The organism is Pseudoalteromonas sp. P1-11, from assembly GCF_001399995.1.
Taxonomy (GTDB): Bacteria; Pseudomonadota; Gammaproteobacteria; order Enterobacterales; family Alteromonadaceae; genus Pseudoalteromonas; species Pseudoalteromonas atlantica.
Window position 1 is genome coordinate 46,933 of record NZ_LJSP01000015.1, and the last position, 18,418, is coordinate 65,350.

9 protein-coding genes are annotated in these 18,418 nt (G+C 39.2%); 1 reads left to right on the plus strand and 8 read right to left on the minus strand.

Annotation, left to right across the window (positions count from 1 at the left end):
* The first annotated feature begins 317 nt into the window (after positions 1 to 317).
* On the plus strand, positions 318 to 2,858 hold the full coding sequence (locus tag AN390_RS17680; RefSeq protein ID WP_055255565.1) for a TonB-dependent receptor: 2,541 nt from the start codon (positions 318 to 320) through the stop codon (positions 2,856 to 2,858).
* Between the two features lie 69 nt (positions 2,859 to 2,927).
* Here the strand turns inward: AN390_RS17680 and AN390_RS17685 are convergent, their stop codons facing one another.
* From AN390_RS17685 to AN390_RS17720, 8 genes are all read right to left on the minus strand, one after another.
* Positions 2,928 to 4,850 carry a CRTAC1 family protein gene (locus tag AN390_RS17685; protein ID WP_055255566.1) on the minus strand — a complete coding sequence of 641 codons (1,923 nt, stop codon included), beginning with the start codon at positions 4,848 to 4,850 and terminating at the stop codon, positions 2,928 to 2,930.
* A gap of 12 nt (positions 4,851 to 4,862) precedes the next feature.
* Entirely contained in the window at positions 4,863 to 5,864 is a 1,002-nt protein-coding gene (locus AN390_RS17690; protein ID WP_055255567.1) for a family 16 glycosylhydrolase, read from the minus strand.
* 109 nt (positions 5,865 to 5,973) lie between these two features.
* Positions 5,974 to 7,611 carry a hypothetical protein gene (locus tag AN390_RS17695; protein ID WP_055255568.1) on the minus strand — a complete coding sequence of 546 codons (1,638 nt, stop codon included), beginning with the start codon at positions 7,609 to 7,611 and terminating at the stop codon, positions 5,974 to 5,976.
* A 102-nt stretch (positions 7,612 to 7,713) separates the two neighbouring features.
* Complete coding sequence (locus AN390_RS17700; RefSeq protein ID WP_055255569.1) at positions 7,714 to 9,501, minus strand: Ig-like domain-containing protein; 1,788 nt, start codon at positions 9,499 to 9,501, stop codon at positions 7,714 to 7,716.
* A gap of 62 nt (positions 9,502 to 9,563) precedes the next feature.
* On the minus strand, positions 9,564 to 13,274 hold the full coding sequence (locus tag AN390_RS17705; protein WP_055255570.1) for a TonB-dependent receptor: 3,711 nt from the start codon (positions 13,272 to 13,274) through the stop codon (positions 9,564 to 9,566).
* 549 nt (positions 13,275 to 13,823) lie between these two features.
* A complete protein-coding gene (locus AN390_RS17710; protein ID WP_055255571.1) occupies positions 13,824 to 14,963 on the minus strand; it encodes an SMP-30/gluconolactonase/LRE family protein in 1,140 nt (379 codons plus the stop codon).
* Positions 14,964 to 15,056: 93 nt separating this feature from the next.
* The gene (locus AN390_RS17715; protein ID WP_055255572.1) at positions 15,057 to 16,928 is read right to left on the minus strand and encodes a CRTAC1 family protein; all 1,872 of its coding nucleotides are present in this window, start codon (positions 16,926 to 16,928) and stop codon (positions 15,057 to 15,059) included.
* 25 nt (positions 16,929 to 16,953) lie between these two features.
* On the minus strand, positions 16,954 to 18,396 hold the full coding sequence (locus AN390_RS17720; RefSeq protein WP_055255588.1) for a sulfatase-like hydrolase/transferase: 1,443 nt from the start codon (positions 18,394 to 18,396) through the stop codon (positions 16,954 to 16,956).
* Positions 18,397 to 18,418: the final 22 nt, after the last annotated feature.

Here is an 18,418-nt window from a genome sequence, read left to right on the forward strand (position 1 = left end):
CCTAAATTTTAATTTAGATTAGAGATTAAAATTCAACCACTTAACTTAATAATCTTGTGTTACTTAAACGGCAATACAAGGTTACAACCTCAATATTACAAGCAACATTTAATAAACAAGTAATCAACACATTGCACTTACAAACATCATATGTTTAAATTGTTAGAATGAATCATTCATGGTTATTTACACTTTTTGATTGCTTATAGCTTTATCGCAATTAAGAGTCGCTGTTTAATTAGCCTGATTCTAAATAACAGATACTGCCGTTGCATTATCTGCACACACAGTAATTATGAAGAAACGGAGTGATTAAAATGCTTAAACACAGTAAATTGCATACAGCAATATTACTTGCATGTTGTTCTTTATCAGCTTTCACACACACTGCATATGCACAAGAAGAAACAACCGCAAAACAAGCTAAAAGCAATTCAGACGATTTTGAAGTTATTTTAGTGAGCGCACAAAAACGCGATCAAGCATTAAAAGAAGTTCCCTCTTCAATCGAAGTGCTAAGCGGTGATTTAATTGAAGAAATTGGTATAGATAATGGGTTTGATTTAGTCACCTACTTACCTGGTTTTGGCATTGATGACAGCAGTGAAATACGAACTACAACATTAAAAACACGTGGTATAGGCACTTTTACAAATTCAATTGGCTTACAGTCTTCAAACCTAGTCGTTATAGATGGTGAAGTATTACCTCGCCAATCAATGCTTAACTTACCTATTTCAGATGTACAGCGTGTAGAAGCAATGCGCGGCCCACAAGGCACTTTATTTGGCCAAAACACATCAACAGGCCTATTGCATTATGTAACTAAAAAGCCGCAACTAGATGACCGAGTTTCAGGCACGGTTAGAGCACAAGTTACTGAGTTTGATGGCACTGATTTTAGCGGCACCGTAAATGTACCACTTAACGAAAACTGGGCAGCTCGATTTAACGCACAATACAGTGATATTGATGGTTGGATAAAAAACACCATGCCTGGTGAAGAAGATTACACTATTGGCGCAAAAACAACGAAAGCTGGTCGCGGCCAACTTTTGTACGACAACGGTGAAGAGCTAAACGTACTATTTCGTTTAGAATACTCGGAAACCGACACAAATTGTTGTTCTCTTACTCGTTTAGGAGGAATAAACCCAGATTTTGGCCCTCGTCCAATTGTTAATGTAAAAGATGATGGCACTATTGAAGGCACCACTTATAATCGTGTTAATCCTGAGTCTACTTTTGAAGAAGCCGGCGGCCCAGTTACATCACGTAATGCAGAAGGTAACTTTGGTAGAACAGAAAATTTTGGCTTTTCAATATCGGCTGATTACTACCTAAATGATGAGATTACGCTTAGCTATAATGGTAGCTACAGAGATTTTGATTTATATAACAGTTCAGCATTTTTCACTATTAACTTTCCTGTAGAGCGAACCGCTTTTGGTGGTAACGAATCGGTTGATGTTCTTCAACAAGAGTTTCGTATTTCGTCATTTAATAATGAAAAATTTGATTGGGTATTAGGTCTTTTTTACCATGATACCGACGGTCAGCGCTCTGAAATACGTGACGGCTGTATTGCAGGTAACCGTGGCTTTATTGAAGGCGGCGAATTAACAGGATGTTATTCAAAGCAATCTACCGATGCTTTTTTAGCTAACTATGCAACTACTGGCGATGACGACCGCTCATTACTAACGCCTTCTCGCTTACTAAATAGTGGTGATTTTACAACCGGTTTTGAAAACGTCGCTATTTTTGGACAACTTGAATACCAAATAACTGAGCAATTAGATGCTACTTTTGGTTTTAGATTATTACACGAAAAAAGTGATGCAACCTTTGCTCGTACAGATTTAGCAACACCTTCTACGGGTGTTGGAATGGAAACATTCAATGAAGTATTAGAACTTGCTCAAACAGATCCATCACTCATTAAACGCCAAGACGCGCCAACTAAATTTGATAACTCAGACACTGCCTTTATATACAAAGCAGTAGTAGGGTATGACTTTACTGATGATATTCGCGGTTATGTAAATTATTCTACCGGTTATAAAGGCGCATCTTACTTTGTAACAACAAATACAAACCCTGCCGATGCAGACAACTTCCCTACCGATCCTGAAAACTCTTCAAACTTTGAAGTAGGTCTGCGTTCAGCGTATTTTGATAATGATTTGCTGTTTAACTTTACGTACTTTGATATGAAAGTTGACGATTATCAAGTGCGTGCCAGCCGTGTAATAGATGAAGAAAATAACATTATTTTTGCTGGCTACGTAAACGCAGCACAAGCACGCTCAACCGGTATTGAAGCCGATGTGGTGGTTAAAATATCAGATAAATTAAAGTGGTCTTTTAACTACGCTTATTTTGATGCACGCTACGAGGACTTTGCTAATACACCTATTAATTGTCCTGCAGATGATGGTGGGTTACTTGCTTCTCGCTGTACAACTGATTCAACAGGCCGTCAGAGCTTTGATCAAACGGGTTTATCTTTCCCTAATAATGCTGAGCAACAATTTTTAAGTACTATTTCATATAATACACAAATTGCTGATACAGGCTGGAATGCTAATACACGTGCGGTTTGGCGTTATAATGGTAGCCACACGCAATCAATTAACGAACTTGCCTTTGGCGAATCAGCTAACCCATCGTCAAGCATTTGGGATGGTTACTTAAGCGTAAGCAAAGATAACCTGCAGTTTAGTGTATTCATTAAGAACTTATTTGATAAGTCGTACACTACTCGCCAACGCATAAACTCTGAAGGTTTTGGGGAAGCATTCTATCCTCGTGACTGGAGTCGTTATGTGGGTGCAAGTGTGCAATATAGCTTTTAGTAAATAACGAAAAACTAAATACAAAAAAATAGCGCTTAATAAGCGCTATTTTTTTCTTAACTTTATTACTTACAGCGGCTCTTTTCTTCCAACTAACTCCCCGTTAGCATCATTTATAACCGCATTGCTAATATCTACATGTTCATTATTACTCCAACGAATCGATACATTATTTATCTGTGTACACGTACCTAAACCAACGTGTAGCTTGCTGTTTTCGCTTTGTGAAAAGCCGGCACCTGTTGCACCTACAACTCGTTTATAAATTTTCCCACATGCTTTTATAGTCGCAGTAGCTCCCAATGACGACACACCTGCTTTAGGCGAGTAACCAATATTAGTGACTAAAAAGTTATGCTTCGCGTCTAAAGCTGTGTTGTTGGTGAATAAATGCCAACGGCCGCGCTCGTTTGAGTAAATTAAGTCAAGGTCGCCGTCATTATCGTAATCAAAGGCCTGTGCACTGCCCCCTGTTGCTCCAAGTTCAGTTGAAATAACACCATGATTTTGTATAGCCTCAAAGCCTTTACCTTGCTGATTTAAATACAGTACCTGCTTGTTAGCTTTTGCCGGGTTACCATAACGAGATACAAATAAGTCGCTCCATCCATCATTATTAAAATCCCCGGCCACAGCACTGGTTGTAGGTTCGCTTAAATTAACATTGAGCTTGACTGTTGCATCAACAAACTTACCTTGACGGTTTTCTAATAACACCGCTGGTAATGCTTCAAGCCCTTTTACTTTGGGTGAATTAGTCACTCTTTTAATAACACCAGCGGTCGGCGATTTAGTATCGCCAGCTACTCGCCAAGTATCGTTACCTAAGTAACCTATATATAAACCTTTGTTACTTAGCTTTTTAGGCCAGCCAGCAGCTTGTTCTTTTGTTACCTGTACCATACGTTCACTACCGCCATGACCTTTAAGTTTTAACGGCTCACCATTTTTACCAATAAACACATTAAAATGAGGATATGCCATTTGCAGGTTTTCTATTTCAAAATTACCTTCGATTTTAAAATCTTCAAATTTAAATGCTTCGTTACGAGTAAAGAAAGCAAAATTTTGAGATTGAGCATCATAAAAGGTGTGTTGTTCAAATTGATGTTTAGCGCGGGTTAAAAATAAATCGAAGTCACCGTCATTATCAAAGTCGATTTCGGTCATGCTGCTTACATGGCTAGTATTACGATTATTCCCTAATACAGCCTTACTTTTATTTTTATAACCTAAATCAGATTTACTCTGCGCTACAACAATGTCATCTCCGCCGTAAAAGAATAAATCATCGTGCCCGTCATTATCAAAATCACTAACTAAGGCCTTATATCCAAGCCATTTTGCAGTAGGTAAGTAATCGACAAACTTAAACTGATTATGTCCTTCGTTTTTATATATGTGGTTGGCTCCCTTTTTTTGCTTCTTAAGCGGAAAAGCTGAGAGCATTAAATCTAAGGTGCCACTGTTATTGCCATCTATTAATTTAACCGCACGTCCGCGTGTACGTTCAAAATCATTAAACGTTTCTCCACCTTCAACAGTCCGGTCGTGATTTATTTGAAACGATACAGGTAAACGCGGTTTCAAGCCGCCGCCACCGCCTTGGGCTATTATTAAATCCATTCTTCCATCAAGGTCATAGTCAGCAACAGCAACGCCGTGTGTGTCGCCTTTAATAATTATCTGTGGTGCTGAAAAGGTATTGTCTTTGTTATTCCAAAAAATTTTTACTGCGTGGGTGTGCTCAGTAATTAATACATCTTGATAGCCATCTTTATCAAAGTCTGCAATCAATGCGCTGTCCCATTTACGACGTGATAACGGCTCAAAAGGTATAATATTGTGCGATTCGCTAAACATTAATTTATTGCTGTCGCTTAGCGTTTCACTACTTACCCTCTGAGTGGTGTTGCATCCATAAAGTAAAATACTTGTAGCAATCACTGATAAACAAAATAACCTGTTTGCTGGCTTGATAATTTTTTTCATTTAACCCACTCCTTACTTAACCGGTTGTAATGGTTTTTGCTGCCAAACACGGACATACTCAATTTCAAAATCAACCACGCCATCCTCTTTTTTCCCTTCAGGGCTATTACGCTCAAGCTCCTCTTTGCTGGTCGGTATACCATGCCAAGGAAAAGTCTCCTGATCGAGCCATAAAAATAACGGCTTAGTGGCTACATAGCCTGTATCAACCCCACGATGTTCTTTAGCCCATGCGTCTGCTTGTTCTGCAGATACTTCACTAAATAACTTGCCATCAACATAATACTTAATCCCATCAGCACTCCAATCAATTCCATATACATGAAAGTCATCAGCGACTCTAAATCCTAAGTCTTTGCGCTCTGTATAAGTGGGCTTACCCATTACCTCTTTATTCCAATCGCGAATTGACCACCATAGTTCACTGTCTATATGGTCTTTTTTAGGGTCAAGAGAGTCACCAAACAATTCAAAAAAATCAACTTCTAGCTTTTCACCCATCGACCAAAATGCACTGCTTACTTGCGCATCAGCGGCTTTACTTTTAATTTCTATATATCCGTATTGAAACGATTTACGGCCAATAAAACACGCTGTTGTTATATTTTCGTATTTAAGTGCATCACCAAAAACAGGTTTGTGAATTTTTTCTTCAAAAGGAAAATCGGGCTCCCAACGTGTTTCTAGCTTTAGTTTGCCATTTTCTAGGCGATAATTATTACCCGAAAACTGCGAAGGTGCGCGGCCTTTCCATACTTTTTTATTTGGCCTATCTGGGTGTTTATAAACGGGTTTGCCGTTTTCTAGTTGGCCTACAATGTACCAACGCTCTTCATCGATGGTACTGCCTTCAAATTCATCACTTACTTGCGTGTTAAGTATCCATTTACCTGTATTTTGCGGATCGCTTAAGGGAAATAGAAGTTCATTAGCGAAAGTAGCATTACTGCCGAACGCCACCATACCAAGGACAATTACACTTAGTGATGTTTTTTTTATATGTAAAATATTCATGCTTTTTGTTTCCTACAAAGACAGATCTAATAATGTCGGGTGAACTTTGCTTCAAAACTAAAAAATCCCATTATTAAATTAACAATGGGATCTAAATTTAGATACGTCGTTATTTACTGATAAATTCACTAGCGTTTATAATGCTGCCACCATTACGATTGGTTCCGTCAATGGCATTTTCTCGATAAATAATTGAATTGTTGCGCGTCACATCCCCAGCATTCAGTCCCAGTAGTGAGTAGTCAATATCCGTATCCGCTTGTATTACAGCATTAATTTTAATGCTGTATCGGCCTCCAAATTTTCTATATCGTTTTCTTTGAATATTGTTACTTCCCTCATCTAAGTCCTGTGAAGAAGCTTGGCTAGGTGCTTCTATATTACCGTTTACAGTTAGCGACGGGTGATCATGGCGCTTAACTAAGTCGTTACCAGCATTGTCTTGAGAATATGACGATACAATGGCAACAGGCGCTATAGGTTGGCCTAACCAACGTGCACCTGACCCATCTCGCGGTAACTTAAATATTTGAAAATTCCCATTAGATGTATTTGACGCCGTATTACGAATACCTTTTCTTGGTAAAAAATAACTGCCTGCGATTGTAATATCTGACTTAAAGTTCACATCGGTAACAATGTGCTTAACCGTACCGTTGATGGTGGTATCAGTAAAATAGCCTCTTGTATATCCTATATCATTTGTATCAGCCCACACTGGCGCACTACCCGAGTCAGCCCAGATTACAAAAGTACTGTTTTTACCCTTTGTGATGCCTTTAATTTTTATGTTTTCGTTTATTTTTGCATGCGGTTTTAAAAATATTGCGGCAAAACCACCTGTGTTACTAATACTATCAAGTACTATATTTCTGTAGGCGCCGTGGCGTGGGCCTGCGCGGTTTAATCTATCTGTTACAAGCCCACTACCAGGCTCTATACGTACAGTAATACCACGTTCACCAGTAATGTTTTTAAAGTACAAATCTTCACCACTAAAAGGTTGAATAACGGCATACCCTGTTGCTATTTTTTCTCCACTGATGTCGGCTAAATAACCTTTTTTAGGTATGCGAGAATAGCTTGAGTTAAATACTACATTGCGATTTAAATTGGTACTACCAGAGTCAGATTGAACACCTGGTTGGCCATTATCATCTGCAACTAAAAATATATTGGGTGTTTGTGAAAAATTATCCTTTTGGTGCATACGTGAAATAGAAAAGTTTTCAGCATATCCTACTCGTACCATGCGTTTATCTTGAAAAACTGTATTTGTGTTTACATCAATAATAAAACGATCATTCTTTGTCGCATTAGTTTTTGGACCCGTTGTTGTTATTTCAATATTTTCTGCTTTGTCTGCATTACCGCCTTTTTTACCAAAATCAAATAGAATATTTTGATTCATTTTTAAAATAGTATCGGGCTCTATTTCAAGTCGTACATTAGAGGGCATTGAAATTTTATTTAATGTATACGTACCTTTTTTAATAACAACAACACCACTAACCGCAGATGCAGCATTGAGTGCATTTATAATTTTATTAGTACATTGGCCTGGAGTAGATGCACTATTGCTAGTACTACATTGCCCAGTATTAGTGATTGTCGATTCGACGGTATTAGATATTGTATTGGTGAAGTATCCTGATTTGTTACCAATTGAGGCAGCATAAGCTGAGCTGACCGACCCGCTTAATAATATTGTATAAAACAAAGCTTTATTTCTGTGTGTGAGCATCATTAGTATTCCTAGTATATAAATAGAATTGTCAGATATGTTTGGGGTTTGCAATCACCTACTGCCTAAGCTTGAAAGTGGCAGTAGGTGATTTAGTTTGGGTGTTTATTGGTCGGTGCGAACTACTGCGTAGTCGTCTATCAGTATTGAGTCTCCTGTAGGCATACCATGCACTTCCCACAAGGTGAACACATCGGTTATTGAGCTCCAAGAAGTAGGGATTGCCCACTCTCGTGTGTTCGTTGTGTCTTCAGTAAATTCAATATATTGCCACTGGGTGGTGGCATCCAGTTCAGCGCTGAATAACCCAGCTTGTGAATAACGCCCTGTAAAGCCTTGTGCATCATCAGGAATTCCCTCATAGACCCAAGGCACTACAACATGGCGAAGCGTTATAGGCTGTTCAGGTATTTGATTTAATTTAACCCATGCTGAGAAACGATACGTTTTACCAACAGACTCGGCACCACGTCCATAGTTGGCGCTATACCAGTTACGTTGTTTATTCCAAACTTGCTGAGTTGCAAAAGAGTACGGTGTATTCGCTTCACCTTGAGTAGCAGTACCCGCTGTAATTTCAAGCGAACGACCATTACCCGATACAGAGGTTGCAGATACACTATAAGTGGCATTACCTTTATAGGGTGCGCCTTCTCCATCTAAATTAAAGTCAGTATTAAAACCTGCGGGGTGTTCAGACACGCCCGGCTCACACATTTGGTTGTTAACGGTATTTACCGTAATACTTTTTTGTGAAATGAGTGATAAAGGTGTACTCGCTGTATCGCCATCAATGAGTTTAACCGTGACCGTATTTGAGCTGTCTATTGTTGTAGGTGCTTTAACGGCAAGTACTTCTCCAAAGCCACTTTTTGCGGTTAAGCTTTTCGTAAATGAAACTTCATCGTTAAGTGTCCAATCAAAAGTATATTCGCCGCTTAACTCTGCGTTTAATAAAGCCGGTTGCACTTCTATACCGCTTGCTACGCAGATTGGAACGTCCTTGTTTCCGGAAGATGCGCCTAACTCGTTTTTATCATCATTTGTTATTGCAATACTAAAAGCTCCCGTTACTGTAAGCGTGGCGTTAGCTGTTACTTCTGGGTTATCAACACTTGTGGCTGTAATAGTGGTTTCACCAGTATTTTTAGCACTGATAAGGCCATTTTCATCAATGGTTGCAATATCTTCATCTGCAATTGAGTAAACAAGTGCGGGATTGCACGCGTAACTAGGTATTGCTGATGCAAACACACTTGCCTGCCCACCTACAGGTACTTCTATGGGTGAAATAGTGACTTCAGAAACAGGGTCATCAATTGCATTGATGGTTAATTGCAATGTACGGCTAGGCAGTGCCTCCCCTGGTATGCGATTCGCGCCATTATCAATAGAATAGGTAATGTTATAAATAACTTGGCTTGGAAAATCTAAATTCCCATCCGCAATGGGATTACCATCGCCATCTAATGCGCCTCTTATATCGGTTTGGTCGCATTGTCTTAATGCCGCCGAAAACGCATCGGTATTTATAACTAATTTAGTGCTATCACTCGATTGCGTGAAAGGTGAAATTCGGTGTGATGCAATAGTATTAGCGCTTGTTTGTGGGGTAATGAAATTATTATTAGCCACAAACTCTAACTCACTTACGTTTATGGTTGCACCTGACTCAGAGGCTGGTTTACCGTCGATTGTTACGCCTTGCAGTAAATCAATTTCTTGAACTGCGGACTCTTCTTCTAATGTGCTCGTGATCACTGCGGTATCGATTACAAGTGCTGAATCAGATTTAAACTGAGGATCGTAACCTTCATCCGTTCCGCCGCACCCAGTTAATACTGAAAATATAACACTGCTAATTGCTGTTTTTATTAGTAAGTTATGTTTCATCTTACTCTCCAAAATTTGTAAAACAGCGCGCCTAACGTGGCCCGCTGCTAATAGTTTCTCAATCAAAAGGTACCGCGAAGACCAACACGGAATTGACGACCTGTTTTCCAAACTGATGCTGTACGCGAAGTAGTTACACTGCCATCTTCAATTGCATTACCTTCATCAAGCACAACTTCTTGCGAGTTAGCTTCAAACGCATTACGCGTAAATGAACTGGTGTAATAAATTCGGTTAGTTTCATCAGTTAAGTTAAGTGCCTGAAAAGTTAAGCTAAAGTTTTTATTAATTTTATAACTTGAGCTAAAGTCCAAACGATGGGTTGCCTCTTGCCATGTAGCACCGCCAACTAAACCTCGGTTCACTAACTGCTCCCCGGTGTAGCGACTCGCTAAACGTAATTGAATCCCTTTTTGTTCCCAGTACAGTGTTGTATTTAGGGAGTGTTTTGGAGTGTAAGGTTGTGGTAGTGGTTTTAAAAATATATCGGTATTACCTACCTGCTGACGATCAGATTCTGAATCTTGGTAGGTATAGTTCATGTTTAAACCTAAGCCACCCCAATAACTTGGTAAAAAGTCATAGTTTTGGTTGTAACCTAGTTCAACGCCTTTAATATCTGCGCCTTTACCATTGGTTACTGTGGTTACGTTTACAACGTCACATTCAATGCGCCATTGGTCAAAAAAGCCCGCAACTTGCCTAAGTGGCATACAATCTTCTTCGCCACCTGGTGCTCTATTCTCATCGTAATCAAGTAATAAATCGGCTGTTTGCAAATCGTATTCAGTTCTTACGTCTTTGTAGTGATACGGAACAACAACAGTTTCTTCAAAGTCTTTCATATCTTTGTAAAAGAACGCTGCCGACAGCAAGCCAGAATCGCTAAAGTACCACTCATAAGACAAGTCGAGATTGGTTGATTTAAGCGGTTTTAAATTTGCATTACCTGCAGAGCCATTAGCAGAGTCCCATTGTTGCTCAAATATTTGTGTACGTGGGTTTAATGAATCAAAACGAGGACGCGTCATTGTTCTACTAACAGCGAAACGTGCAATCATTTCGTCGTTAACTGCATAATTTAAGTTTAAGCTTGGTAAATAAGCGTCATGTCCGCCCTTTTTAGTTACCCATGCAACGCGGTCTTGTACTTCACGTCCGCTACCTTGTGTTCCTGTAAATGAGGTTGTTCTGTCTAAAAATGGCCAAATTTGACCGTTACTTGCAAAGTGTGCCCATGCATTAGCAGAGGTAGGAACCAAGTTCCCATTGCTGTCGTAAATTAAAGAAGGCAATGCATTGTTAGCTATAATGTTGCCATTTTCATCTACAAACACTTGCTGATTTACACCCAGCCCGGTGTTGCCATCAGCCCCAGGAATTACAAACTGACCCGTTTGCGGATCAACAGGGAAAGTAGCAGGGTTTGAGCGGTTATACGCATGGGTAATTTGCCATGCCCAACAATTTTGCAGCTCAGCATCGTTTGCTGGTGTGTAACGATGATCAGGCTGCCCCGTGTCAGATACCCCCATAACAGCAGCAGGGCAGGCATCTAAATTTGTATTTGCTAAACCACGTTCAACTAACAAATTGTACGCATCAACCATTTGTGGAAAACGCGTATAGTTAATACCGCCTACACCAGTTGCTGTTGTGTCATCTTTTACATACCTAAGGCCTAAGTTACCTGTTAGCTTGCCATCCATCAGCTCAAAGTTTGCTTTAAAATAAGCGGCTTTTGTTTCGGTTTCAATATTACGACTGCCTGTAATGGTTTCGCGTATACCTACTTCGCCCGCATCTTTACCTGATACAATTTCAAGCGCTTTTTCGGCATCAAGTAACGGCCAGCCATTAAAAAACTGAGCAGAGCGATCTGATTGAATATCTTCACCAAAATTATCGTAAGGGTAGGCACTATCAGCCACTATATCGGCTAAGCGAATTGTACCAAGCCCACGTACTTCAAACGCTTGATCGGGGTCCTCTAAATCTATTAAGTCACTGCCATTTGTGGTTGCTCTATTTTGAATAGAGACATCTTTTTTACGATTTGACCACTTAACTCCAAACTCGAGCGACCTAATAAAGTCGCCATCAAGCGCATAGTCAAAATCAACAAAAAGCGACTTGTTTGTATCCGCTAATTTATTTTTACGAAGCACTAAACTTCCTAAGTGATTGTGCTGCATATCATACGGATTAAAACGGCTGTATACCGCATTAGACGTACCATCAAAGGCATCAAAATCGCCCGGTGTAACACCCGTTGAGTAACTACATTCTCCATTAGCGCCACAGTCGTAGCCAACCATTTCGTGGCTGCCATCGGGCATTGATTCAACTATTTGACGACCTGCCGTGCCCCATGTAGCTGTACTAATAGAGATAAAACGATCTTTCTCATCATCATCTGGTGTTTCATCTGTTGTTTTAGAAAAACCAGCACGCACATTCATATTTAGTGAGTCAGTTACCTGGTAATCAATATCAAGTGACGCTACATTAGTATCGATTTCTCTAAGTCCGTAAGAGCGAACAAAGTTACCACCAGTAGAGCGGCTACTTGATTGCTGCAAGGTATTGGTCGATAAATCAACCCCGTTTAATGCTGTATTGTCATCACCGGCATAAATTAGAGGTGTTACAGGCCCCATGTTTAAACGCAGTCGTTGACTGTCGGTTAACACATCCTGCTCTGTATGAGTTACATCTAGCTGAATATCGAGTGAGTCTGTTGGGCGGTATTGAAACCCAGTCGATACCGATAGACGATCTCGTTGATCATTATTTAATGTAAAATCAATGACCTCACGCGCTAAAACAAATAAATCGCCTTCATGTAATATTTGCGTTTCTGGATCGTAATTATTTAGTGAGCTTAGTGGGTTTAATAGTGCTTCTCCATTTTCACCAAAAAGCTTATTTCCATCAGCATCACGTTGATTGCCAAGTACCCTGATTGCTTTGCCTGTAACGGTGTCATGTGCTGTACGGCCCGTTACATCATCTAAATCAACAATAGGAATTGCGCCGTTAGCCCAGTCAGTATTAATACGATCTTGTCGCGTTTTTTGTGTATCTTTAGAGGCGGTTATAATAAAGCCAAAGGTGTCATCGAAATATTTATCAGAAAAGCTAAAGTTAATGCGTGAGTCATTTTCATCAGAAAATTCGTTATATCGCCCCTCGACCGTAAAAGAGCGTCGTGGTTTATTTAAATCTAAAGGCTTTACAGTACGTAAAACAACACTTGCACCAAGCGAACCTTCATCGTTATCAGCAGAGGATGTTTTAATTACATCAATAGATGACAATATATCTGACGAAAATGAGCTTAAATCAACACTGTTATCGTTAGTAGCGCCCGCACTAGAGCCATCGGTACTTAGCCCGCCAGTAAGTGCGACGCCATTCATTGATATTTGGTTTAAAGATGGTCCGGCACCGCGTACTGATATGCGAGTCCCTTCTCCACCTTCTTCTTGAATGGAAACGCCAGTTACTCTTGAAAGTGCATCGGCAATGTTTTGATCTGTTGATTTACCTACGTCTTCAGCATGAATTGAGTCACTTACGTTCTCGGAAAAGCGCTTTGCGTTTACCGCTTTTCGTAAGCTACTTTTGATTCCTTGGACTTCAATTATTTCGATATCTTTTTGTAGTTTTATTTTCTCTTTTTCTTCATCTTCTTGTGCGAAAGCAGATGATGAAATAAGCGAAGCAATAATAGCTGCAGAGACTGCTGATAACCTAAAGTTATACTGCATTGTGTGCTCTCCTGTTTATCGGCATCGTGTGTCTTAATGCCTGAGTGTGATGATGTGGTCAGTTTTTTATTATTAGTTAAGCAATGCAGATAAAATAAATGAACGCTCTAGAACTCTAGTTTTATCTCAGAGTGATACTCAACTTACGATCAAGTTAAACATATGATGTTTGCATTTACAAGTTGTTTACTTTAATTTTCACACTTTTGTTCCTTTTTTAAACGGAAAAAACTAACCCTATGTTTTTAAAGTATTTAAATGCATCAATACTTAAGTGAAAGTAACGCAGATATTTTTATTTTTTATACAAAACAAATAAAGAGACCCAAAAGCCCTATTAATAAATAAAAATGTTGTTGAAAATGATCAAAATTGAGTTGTTCATAAAGAAATTTACGAGGGTTTACAATATTAATTTATGCTCATTAGAGTATTTACAGCTATCAAAAGCTGACAATCAGCAGTTTTGAAAGCGGTAAACCAAATGTATTACCCATAAACCTAAAGCTCAAACATATAGGGCAATACACACGGTTTTAATTTAAGCGCTTAGTTATCATGTAACTTAATTTCACTTACTGTATAAGGTTTGCCATGCCCAGTATTGGTAATGCCTGGGCCTGTAAGCAAGTCAAAATTCGACATAAGCAAGGAACCTTTATAATAAATAATATCGGCAGGTTGGTCTAATTCACCATTATCTGAGTTGTTATCTGGGTACGATGCAATAACAGTTACATTCTGGTGTGTATCAATTTTTATAACTTGATTAGTTAAAAAACCTGCAGCGTATAAATTACCTTGAGGGTCTATAGCTAAGCCATCAGGTCCGCTTCCTTTTGGAAGTGTTGCGTAGGTACTTTGGCTAAGCAGGTTGTTATTTGCATCAAACGTTAATTTATAAATTAAATCGTCACCTAAGTTCGTTACAAACAAGTTACCCTGTGCGTCAAACACTAAGCCATCAAGTCCAAATTTGCGTTGCTTATTAATTGTTTTAGCCAAAAACAATAAATGCGAATCATCTGTGCTGTTAGTTACTAATACATTAGTATCGGTTGCTTTAAAGCGATATATTCCGCTGAGAGTCTCAGCCTTATTTTTACTTGGCACACGCAATTGAGTCACGTAAATATAGCCATTTTGATAGCGCACACCGTTTGGCGAACTCATGCCTTTTGCTACTATTTGAATATTAATGACTTTGTTATCTTTTAAGGTGAGTTTAAGTAATCGAGCTTTGCCAGCACCTTGGTTATCGGCTACAAATAACGAGCCATCGGGGGCATAGGCAAGCCCCATAGGGCGGCCCTTCCCTTTATTGTTTGGCCCCGATAACTGGGCTATTTTAGTAAACGTTTTATCATCATTAATATTAACTAATACACCTGCTTGTAGTCCTTTATTAGCATAGTTAACGCATGACAAAGTAAGCTCACCTGTAGGAGAGACAGCAAAAGCGTCTGGGGTTGGGCAATAATCAGGAAGTAATGCAAATAAATTCGCACTATCAAGCATTGTATTAGGCGTTTTTACAAACTCTAAAGATGTACTAGCTGCCTCTTTATTTATATTTTTATTATTGTTTTGCGTTGTTTGACTTATTTGAGTACTACAACCAAACACAGTAAATACACACACTAAACACGCTAATTTATTTTTAAGATGAGTGATGTTGTTTTTATTCATTATTGCTCTCTTTTGCTCTTAATTTTTTGCGAAAAAAAAGCAAGGCTTGTTACCAAACCTTGCTTTTTACCTCTCATAGTTAACTCTTTTGCATTAAAGATTAGTTACTTTATCTATCTCAATCTTAGATTTACTGATTACTTCGCCATTGCTGTAACGCACACTCACGTTATCTATTTCGTTGCACTGACCTAAACCAAAATGAACCACGTTATCAAATGATTGTGTATAAGGTGCGGCATCAGCCGATACTCGCCTTGTTAGGGTTTTACCACAGCCTTTAAGTGTCGCTATAGCACCAATTGGGTTTGCATTATGCTTAAGTGAATTACTTATACGCAGTAATGCATAGTGATTATTGTGATTGGCTTGGTTACTAAATAAGTGCCACTGACCTCTGTCGTTATTCATAATAATATCGATCTGGCCATCTAGGTTGTAATCAAATACATTTGCGCCTGAGCCAATAGTACCTAAGGTGTTTGTTATTAATCCCGAGTGAGGAGCTTGGCTAAATGTGTTATCGCCATTATTTAAATACAGTATTTGCGATGTAGGCGTTACCAAATTGCCTTGTTTAACAACAAACAAATCCTGATAGCCGTTATTATTAAAATCTCCCACGCTTACGCCGGTCGTATTTAAATTTGTTTTTACGCCAGCTTTACCACTCACATCAACAAATTTTCCACTTTCATTTTTGAGCAGTAAATCCGATGGTGCCACTGGTTTTTTATTAACCGTATAGTGCTTAACACCGGTTACAACACCAGTTGTTGGTGAAAAGGTATTACCCGCCATGCGCCATTTATTATTACCCATATAACCAACATACAAGCCTTTGTTAGGCTGAGTGTCGGCCCATCCTAGGCCATTACTGCTAACAATATTGACGTTTTGACCGCTGTGTATTTCACCTTCAAATTTATATTTATAAGTGCCTTCACCTACAAACACATCTTGGTCTGGATAAGGTGATTGGTAGTTAACTATATTGAGCGTATCGCCAATAAGTAAGTCATCATATTTAAATGGCCCACGCTTGGTGTAAAAACCAAATGTGTGGCTTTTAGCATCAAAAAACGTATCCCCTGCTTGTAATGGGTTAGCACGACTTATGTATAAATCAAAGTCACCATCGTTATCAAAATCGATTTCGCTAACACCCGTCGCATCCATTATTTTATTAGGTAAAACGTTGGCGGTCACGTCACTAAAGGTAAAGTCGCCATTGCCTTTTAAAACACGTAAAGCGCCGTCACCGTAAATTACTAAATCGTCAATTTTATCGTTATTAAAGTCGGTAATAAGGACTTTTTGACCGTCTCGATTAGTTTTTGGTAAATCAGTTGCGTGGGTTATATTGCCAGTACCATCATTTTTATAAATAAAATTACTAGTTTGTTTACCGCTATTAGCCTGCGGAAATCCCATTAGTAATAAATCTAAATGGCCGTCGTTATTGGCATCAAAAAACTTACTAGTACGCCCCCGTAATGTTGGCAATTTGGGGGAAAACTCCCCGCCTTCAATAATTTCTCTTTTGTTAAAATGAAACAATTTGGCATTGCGTGCGTTACTACCCGAGCCACCACCACGCGATAGCAAGATATCCATTTTGCCATCTTTATCGTAATCGCCTACGCCAATACCGTGCATATCACCCACAATTAGGTCGCGGCCTTTGTCGTAAACGCCTTTATTGTTCCAATACAAACGGATGGTATAACCATGATCAGTAAGCAATAAATCTGGGTAACCGTCTTGATCTAAATCGCTTATTAATGCGTTATCCCATTTACGCCGGTTTTTGTTTTCTAATTTAATTGCTTGGTGCTGCTCACTAAATAATGTACCGCCAGGTGTAAACTGAGCGCCCGCTAGGGCACTCGCTTGCTGACAACCTAGTAAGCTTACGCCCATGCATAACAAAGAAACATGCCACACAACTACTTTTACTTTCATAAAACCTCCGTGAATTTGATAAAACTTACTTAGTTGTTTTAAACGTTTTATCGAATCGTGGCATAGAATCTAACCGCCAATTCACGCTTTCGTTTGTTTCGTGGAACCAGCGAGGCTGTTGGTTATCCCAGCTCCATTTTTCCATTTCGCGAACCATGTCGGTCAACAGTGCCTTGTTAGATTTACTAACATCATGTTTTTCAGAAATATCCTTTTCAATATTAAATAATTGCCACGGTTGCTGGTTAACCTTTAGCGCTTTCCATTGATTTAAGCGAATAGCTGCGTCACTGTAGCCTTTTCGATGACGAAGTGCATAAATAGGTTCATCTTGATGCGGGTTTTCATTTTTAATAAATGCAGGCCACATATTAGTGCCATCTAATTGTTGATTTTCTTCAACTTTAACGCCCGCTAAAGCTGCAAATGTAGGGTATAAATCAAGTGCCGATACAGGGTGCGAGAAACGCTTGCCCGCAGGTACATGTTTAGGCCAATGAAACAACATAGGTACTCTAAAACCGCCTTCTTGTGTACTTCCCTTACCTGCTTTAAGTGGGAAGTTATTAGCGCCTTTACTTAATTTTCCACCGTTATCGCTCATAAATACGATAAGCGTATTATCATACTGATTATTTTTTTTCAGGGTTTCTACTAGCTTACCCACGCCTCGGTCAACTGCGTAAACCATGCCCGCGTATGTTTTACGATCTTTATTTTTTATATTAGGAAACATCGCCATATCTTCATCTTTAGCTTGCAATGGCACATGCGGTGCGTTGTAAGCTAAATATAAAAAGAATGGATTTTTTTTGTCCGCTGCTTTGTCTACAAAATTAACGGCTTCGCGCGATAGTGCGTCTGTAATGTATTCAGTCTCTTTAACCTTTTTACCGTTATGCTCAAGCGGTGTTAGGTATTCAAAAATATTTTTTAAGCCTTGTGCCTTTTGCTTTTTATACTGAGCTTGATATTGGTCAGGAAAATAATTATGACCACCACCTAAAAAACCATAGTATTCATCAAAGCCACGTTGGTTAGGATGATACTGCGGCGCATCACCTAAGTGCCATTTACCAAGAGCTCCTGTGAAGTAATTATTTTCGTTTAGTAATTTACTAATAAACTTAGCATCAGTAGGCACGCCTACGTTTGAGCCGCGTGTCGGTAAATTAAATTGTGAGCCAATCTTATGTGGGTAACGACCAGTCATTAACGCAGCTCTGCTTGGACCGCAGAACGGGTGCGCTACGTAAGCGTCTGAAAAGGAAGTACCCGATTTAGCAAGATCATCTATATTTGGGGTAATAATATCCTTAGAGCCATTAAAACCAACATCTGCATAACCTAAATCGTCTGCAACAATAAGAATAATATTGGGTTTTTGTTCGCTTGCCTGTATACCCGCAGAGCCAATTAATAAGGCAAGCGATGATAAAGCGCTCAATAATTTTGTGTGTGTTTTCATAGTGCCAATCTCAATTTTGATA